The sequence below is a fragment of the Kitasatospora putterlickiae genome, assembly GCF_039527695.1.
Lineage (GTDB): Bacteria > Actinomycetota > Actinomycetes > Streptomycetales > Streptomycetaceae > Kitasatospora > Kitasatospora putterlickiae.
This window is the reverse complement of record NZ_BAAAKJ010000415.1, coordinates 1-5,815: the sequence shown is the minus strand read 5'-3', so window position 1 is coordinate 5,815 and position 5,815 is coordinate 1. Positions and strand designations below refer to the sequence as shown.

At 75.7% G+C, this 5,815-nt stretch carries 2 protein-coding genes; one reads left to right on the top strand and one right to left on the bottom strand.

From position 1 onward, the window contains the following. Nucleotides 1-54: 54 nt before the first annotated feature. Nucleotides 55-825 carry a 2,3-dihydro-2,3-dihydroxybenzoate dehydrogenase gene (locus ABD308_RS34905; RefSeq protein WP_344343947.1) on the bottom strand — a complete coding sequence of 257 codons (771 nt, stop codon included), beginning with the start codon at nucleotides 823-825 and terminating at the stop codon, nucleotides 55-57. 293 nt (nucleotides 826-1,118) lie between these two features. Between ABD308_RS34905 and ABD308_RS34900 the strand changes: the two genes are divergently transcribed. Continuing rightward, the coding region (locus ABD308_RS34900; protein ID WP_344343945.1) for a beta-ketoacyl synthase N-terminal-like domain-containing protein at nucleotides 1,119-5,815 on the top strand (4,697 nt) is incomplete at its 3' end.

The window sequence follows — 5,815 nt, the reverse complement described above, 5'->3', positions numbered from 1 at the left end:
AGACCGTGGTGCCCCGCTCCGGGTCAGGAGCGGGGCACCACGGTCGTCGCCGGGTCAGACGCCGAGGGTGGCGCCGCCGTCCACGGTCAGGTGCTGCATGGTGATGTGGCCGGCCTGGTCGGAGAGCAGGAAGGCCACCGCGTCGGCGATGTCCTCGGGCATCGCCAGTTTCCGCAGCGGAATTCCCGTCTTGTACGTCTCCAATTGTCCCTCGATGGTCTTCCGGGGCCCGTTCTCGTCCTGGAACATGCCCATCAGCATCGGGGTTTCGGTGGAACCCGGAGCCACCACGTTGCAGCGGATCCCGAAGCGGGCGACCTCAAGCCCCAGGCATTTGGTGAACGCCAGCGCGGCGGCCTTGGACGCCGCGTACGCCGACATGTCCGCGCGGGCCGTTCCGGCCGCGTTGGAGGCGATGGTGACGACCGCCCCGGAATTGCGCGGAATCATCCGGTTCACCACCGCGCGGGACATCAGGAAGACGCCCGTGGTGTTGACCGCGAAGGTGTCCCGCCAGTCCTCGTCGGACAGCGAGCGGGCCGACCCGAGGCGCAGCACGCCGGCGGCGTTGACCAGGTGCTCCACCGGTCCGAGCCGGCGCTCCACCTCGTCGATCACGCCCTCCACCTGCGCGCCCAGGCTGACGTCGGCCGCGAACGGGTAGACCTTGAGGCCGTCCGTCGCCAGTTCCCGCGCCATTTCCTCGACCGCCTCGCCGTCACGGTCGACGGCGGCCACCACGGCGCCTTCCGACGCCAGTCTCCGCGTCACCGCGGCGCCGATTCCCCGGCCCGCGCCCGTCACCACCGCAACCCCGCCTAGCATCACAGCGAACCCCTTCCGGGATGCCCGCGACAACCGCGGGATCTGATTCCTCTGCACGGTCTTTCCGTTTTCCGGTCAGCCTCCCAAGGCGCGTCCCGCACCGGCACCCTTAGCCGCCCCCTAAACGGAACCGGGGTGCCGGGATAGGGGCCGGTAGGGGATCCCGGGGGAACGCGTCGGTCCGTAGCATCGGAGGGCCGCCGTCCGCGCCTTCGCCTTTCCCGTTTTCCCGCCCGCGACGCGTCCCGGATTCGCCCCGGATTCCCGCAGTCCCACCCCCTCGGAGGGAATAGATGAGCACCGATTCCGGCAACGGATCGACACCCGCCACCGCAGCCGAGTCCGCCGTCGCCATCGTGGGTGTGGGATGCCGCTTCCCGGGTGACGTGCGCACCCTCGACGACTTCGGACGCCTGCTGACCGGCGCCGCCGACGTCTTCACCGACGTCCCGGCCGAGCGCTGGAGCGGCCGGCACACCGACCCCTCCGGCGGGCCCGGCAGCATCTCCAACGGCCGGGGCGCCTTCCTCGCGGACATCGACCGCTTCGACGCCCCGTTCTTCGGCGTCAGCCCCCGCGAGGCCGGCCTGCTCGACCCGCAGCAGCGGCTGATCCTGGAGGTCGCCTGGGAGGCGATGAGCGACTCCGGGCGCCCCCGGGAGGCCTGGCGCGGCTCGCGCACCGCCGTCCTGTTCGGCCTGCTCGCCAAGGACTACGAACTGCTGCACGCGCGCACCCTCGGCGTCGACGCGATCACCCAGAACCACGTCGGCGCACTGGAGTTCAGCTTCGCCGCCGGGCGCCTCGCGTACACCTTCGACCTCACCGGGCCGGTCGCCACCGTCAATTCGGCGTGCTCCTCCTCGCTGCTGGCCGTGCACCAGGCCTGCCAGAGCCTGCGCGCCGGCGAGTGCGACACCGCCCTGGCCGGCGGCGTCAGCCTGCTGGTCACCCCGGACCTCAGCGTCGCGCTCAGCCGGGTCGGGGCGCTCTCCCCCACCGGCCGCTGCCGCCCCTTCGACGCCGCCGCGGACGGCATCGTGCGCGGCGAGGGCGCCGGTGTGGTGGTGCTCAAGCGGCTCGCCGACGCGCTGGCCGACGGGGACCGGATCCACGCCGTCATCCGCGGCTCCGCCGCCAACAACGACGGCACCAGCATGGGCCTGACCGTGCCCAACGGGGCGGCCCAGGCCGACCTGCTGGAGACCGCCCTCGGCCGGGCCGGGCTCTCCCCCGCCGAGGTGGACTACGTCGAGGCGCACGGCACCGGCACCGCCATCGGCGACGTCATCGAGGTCGGCGCCATCGGCGAGGTGTACGGCGCCGGCCGGGACGCCGGCCACCCGCTGCTGATCGGCTCGCACAAGGCGCTGCTGGGCCACATGGACGCGGCGGCCGGCATCGGCGGACTGCTGAAGACCACCTGGATCGTCAACTCCGGGACCGTGCCGGGCCAGCCGTACGTGGAGACGCTCAACCCCAATGTGGACTGGCAGGACGGCGCGATCGCCGTCCCCGCCGCCACCACCGCGCTCGCCGGCCGCGACCGGCCCGCCCGGGCCGGCGTCAGCTCCTTCGGGCTCAGCGGCACCAATGTGCACGTGATCGTCGAGGCGCCGCCCGTCGTCGAGCCGGTGGCCGCCGAGGAGCCGCCCGCGCACCCGTACGTGCTGCTCGCCTCCGCCACCTCCCCCGCCGGTCTGACCGAACAGCTCGCGGCCCTGCGGGAGTCGGTCGCCGCGACGCCGGAGGGCGAGCTCGCCGAGCTCGCCGCCGCCACCGTCAACCGGCGCACCCACGAGACGCACCGCCACGCCGTGGTCGCCACCGACCGCGCGGGCCTGCTCGACGCGCTGGACGACGTCGAGGAGCCGCACGACGGCGCGTACAGCGGGGTGGTGCTCGACCCGGACGGCGCCCCGGAGCCGGTGTTCGTCTACGCCGGCCAGGGCGGCCAGTGGGCGGGCATGGCGATGGACCTGTACGCGGGCGACCGCACGGTGCGCGAAACCCTCGACGAGATCGCCGAGCTGGTCCGGGCCGAGGCCGGCTGGTCGCTGGTCGACGAGATCCGCGACGCCGATCCGGAGGCCGGGCTCTACCGCACCGAGATCGTCCAGCCCGCCATCTTCGCCGTCCAGGTCGCGATGACCCGCTGGCTGGCCGCCCGGGGCGTGCGGCCGGGGGCCATCCTCGGCCACAGCCTCGGCGAGGTCGCCGCCGCCCACAGCGCCGGCGTGCTGAGCCTGCCGGACGCGGTGAAGCTGATCGTCCGGCGCTCGGAGACCCTCGGCCTGGCCTCCGGGTGGGGCCTGATGTACGCGGTCACCGCCGACGAGCAGAGCGTCGACGCCGTCCTCGCCGGAACGGGCCTGCCGGTCACCGTCGTCGCGGTGAACGGGCCGGGCTCCCTGGTCGTCGCCGGACCGGCCGAGGAGGTCGCCGAGGCCGCCCGGCTGCTGGAGGCGGCCGGCCTGCGCTGCCGCCGGCTGCGGGTCGACGCGCCCGCGCACAGCCCGCTGATCGCCGAACTCGGCCCCCGCCTTGAGGCCGCCCTGGACGGGCTGCGCCCGGCCGCCCCGGCCGTCCGGATGCTGTCCACCGTCGACCCGTCGGCCGACGACACGGTCTACGACGCCGCCTACTGGGTCCGGAACTTCACCTCCCCGGTCCGGCTGTGGCCGGCCGTCGACCGGCTGCTCGCCGAGGACGACCACCCGCTGGTCGAGATCGGCCCGCACCCCGTGCTGGTGCCCTCGCTCACCGAGGCGCAGCGGCCGCACGGCCGGCGGGCGCCCGCGCTGCCGGTGCTCAGCCGGTACGAGCCGGGGCGGCTCGCCGCGTACCGGGCGCTGGCCCGGCTGCACGTGGCGGGCGTGCCGGTGGACTGGGCGGCGGCCGTGGACGGCCCGCGCCGGTACCGCACGCTGCCGGTGCCGTCCTGGCAGGGCGGGCACTACTGGCTGCCCGGCGTGGAGCGCGGGCAGCAGGGCGGCCCGGCCGCGGCCGGGGCGGCTCCGGCCGTCGGCGGGACGGCGCCGGCCCGGATCCGGCTCAGCCTGCTGGACGCCGAGGACCGGGTCACCGGCGAGCTGTACGCGCAGGTGAGCGCGGGCGATCTGGCGGCGCTCGGCCGGGTTCCGGCGTCCCAGCCCCGGCCCGCGAGCCCGGTGCCCGCGCAGCCGCAGACCACCGCCCCGGCCACCGTTCCGGCCACCCCGCCCGCCTCCGCGCCCGTGCCCGCGTCCGCCGGGCGGGGCCTGGCCGAGCTGGTGACCGCCACGGTGCGCGAGGTGCTCGGCCTGCCCGCCGACCAGGCCGTCCCGCGCCGTCGCGGCCTGTTCGAGCAGGGCCTCGACTCGCTGACCGCGGTGAGCCTGCGCCGCGGTCTGGAGCAGCGGTTGGGCGTGGCGCTCCCCACCACGCTCGTCTTCGAGCGGCCGACCATCAAGGCCCTGGCGGAGTACCTCGCCACGGTCGCGCCGGACCGCCTCCCGGCCCCGGCCCCGGCCCCGGCCGTCGAAGCGTCGTCCGTCGAAGCGCCGTCCGTCACGGACACCCCGACGGCTCCCGCGCAGGACGTGCACGAGGAGCAGGAGGACGGCATCGCCGTCATCGGCCTCGCCTGCCGGCTGCCCGCCGCCCCCTCCCCCGCCGCGTTCTGGGACCTGCTGTGCGAGCGCGGCGCCACCGCCGGCGACTTCCCCGCCGACCGGCTGCGGGACCCGGTCTGGGCCGAACTGGGCGACGCCATCGCCCTGCCGGGCTCCTACCTGGACGACATCGCCCAGTTCGACGCCCCGTTCTTCCGGATCTCGCCCCGCGAGGCCAAGCTGCTCGACCCCCAGCAGCGGCTCTTCCTGGAGACCGCCTGGGAGGCCCTGGAGGACGCGGGCTGCCCGGCGCACACCCTCGCCGAGCGCCCGGTCGGCGTCTACGCCGGACTCGCCCTGGCGGACTACCAGTTCCTGGTCGCCCGCGAGATGGAGCCCGCCCGGCTGAACCTCCACCACGGCACCGGCACCTCCTACGCCGCGCTGGCCGGCCGGCTCTCCTACCTGCTCGGCCTGCGCGGACCGAGCATGACGGTCGACACCGCCTGCTCCTCCTCGCTGACCGCCGTCCACCTGGCCTGCCAGGCGCTGCGCGCGGGTGACTGCGAGGTCGCCGTGGTCGGCGGCGCGAGCGCGATCACCGCCCCCAGCCCGCTGCTGGCCTCGATGGCCGGCTCCGGCGCGCTGGCCGCCGACGGCCGGTGCAAGACCTTCGACGAGAACGCCGACGGCTTCGCCTGCGGCGAGGGCGCGGTGGCGCTGATCCTCAAGCCGCTGTCCGCCGCCGTGCGCGACGGGGACCGGGTCTACGCCGTGCTGCGCGGCAGCGCCGTCAACCAGGACGGCGCGACCGGCGGCCTCACCGTGCCCAACCCGGTCTCCCAGGTGGAGGTGGTCCGGCAGGCCCTCGACCGGGCGGGCTGGGCGGCGCACGAGGTCGACTACGTCGAGACGCACGGCACCGGCACCCCGCTGGGCGACCCGATCGAGGTCCACGCGCTGGCCGAGTCGCTGGGCTCCGGGCGCGACGAGCGGGACCCGCTGCTGATCGGCTCGGCGAAGGCCAACGTCGGCCACCTCGGCGCGGCGGCCGGCGCGGTCGGCCTGCTCAAGGTCGTCCTGGCGCTGCGCAACGGCACCCTGCCGCCGCACCTGCTGGACCAGCCGTCGAGCCGGATCGACTGGGACCGGGTCCCGGTGCGGGTGGTGACCGAGTCCCGCCCGTGGCCCGCCCACGACCGCCCGGCCCGCGCCGGGGTGAGCGCCTTCGGGGTCAGCGGCAGCAACGCCCACGTCGTGGTCGAGCAGTTCGTGCCGGGCGGCGCGGACCGTCCCGGCGCGGTCCCGGCCGAGCCGGGCGAGCACGTGCTGCTCGCCACCGCGGCCACCCCGGCCGCGCTGCGGGCCGTCGCCCTCGGCCTCGCCGAGCGCCTCGG

Excerpts from the sequence above, each read along its gene's own strand:
- ABD308_RS34905 (WP_344343947.1), bottom strand. The coding sequence starts at position 825 with ATGCTAGGCGGGGTTGCGGTGGTGACGGGCGCGGGCCGGGGAATCGGC.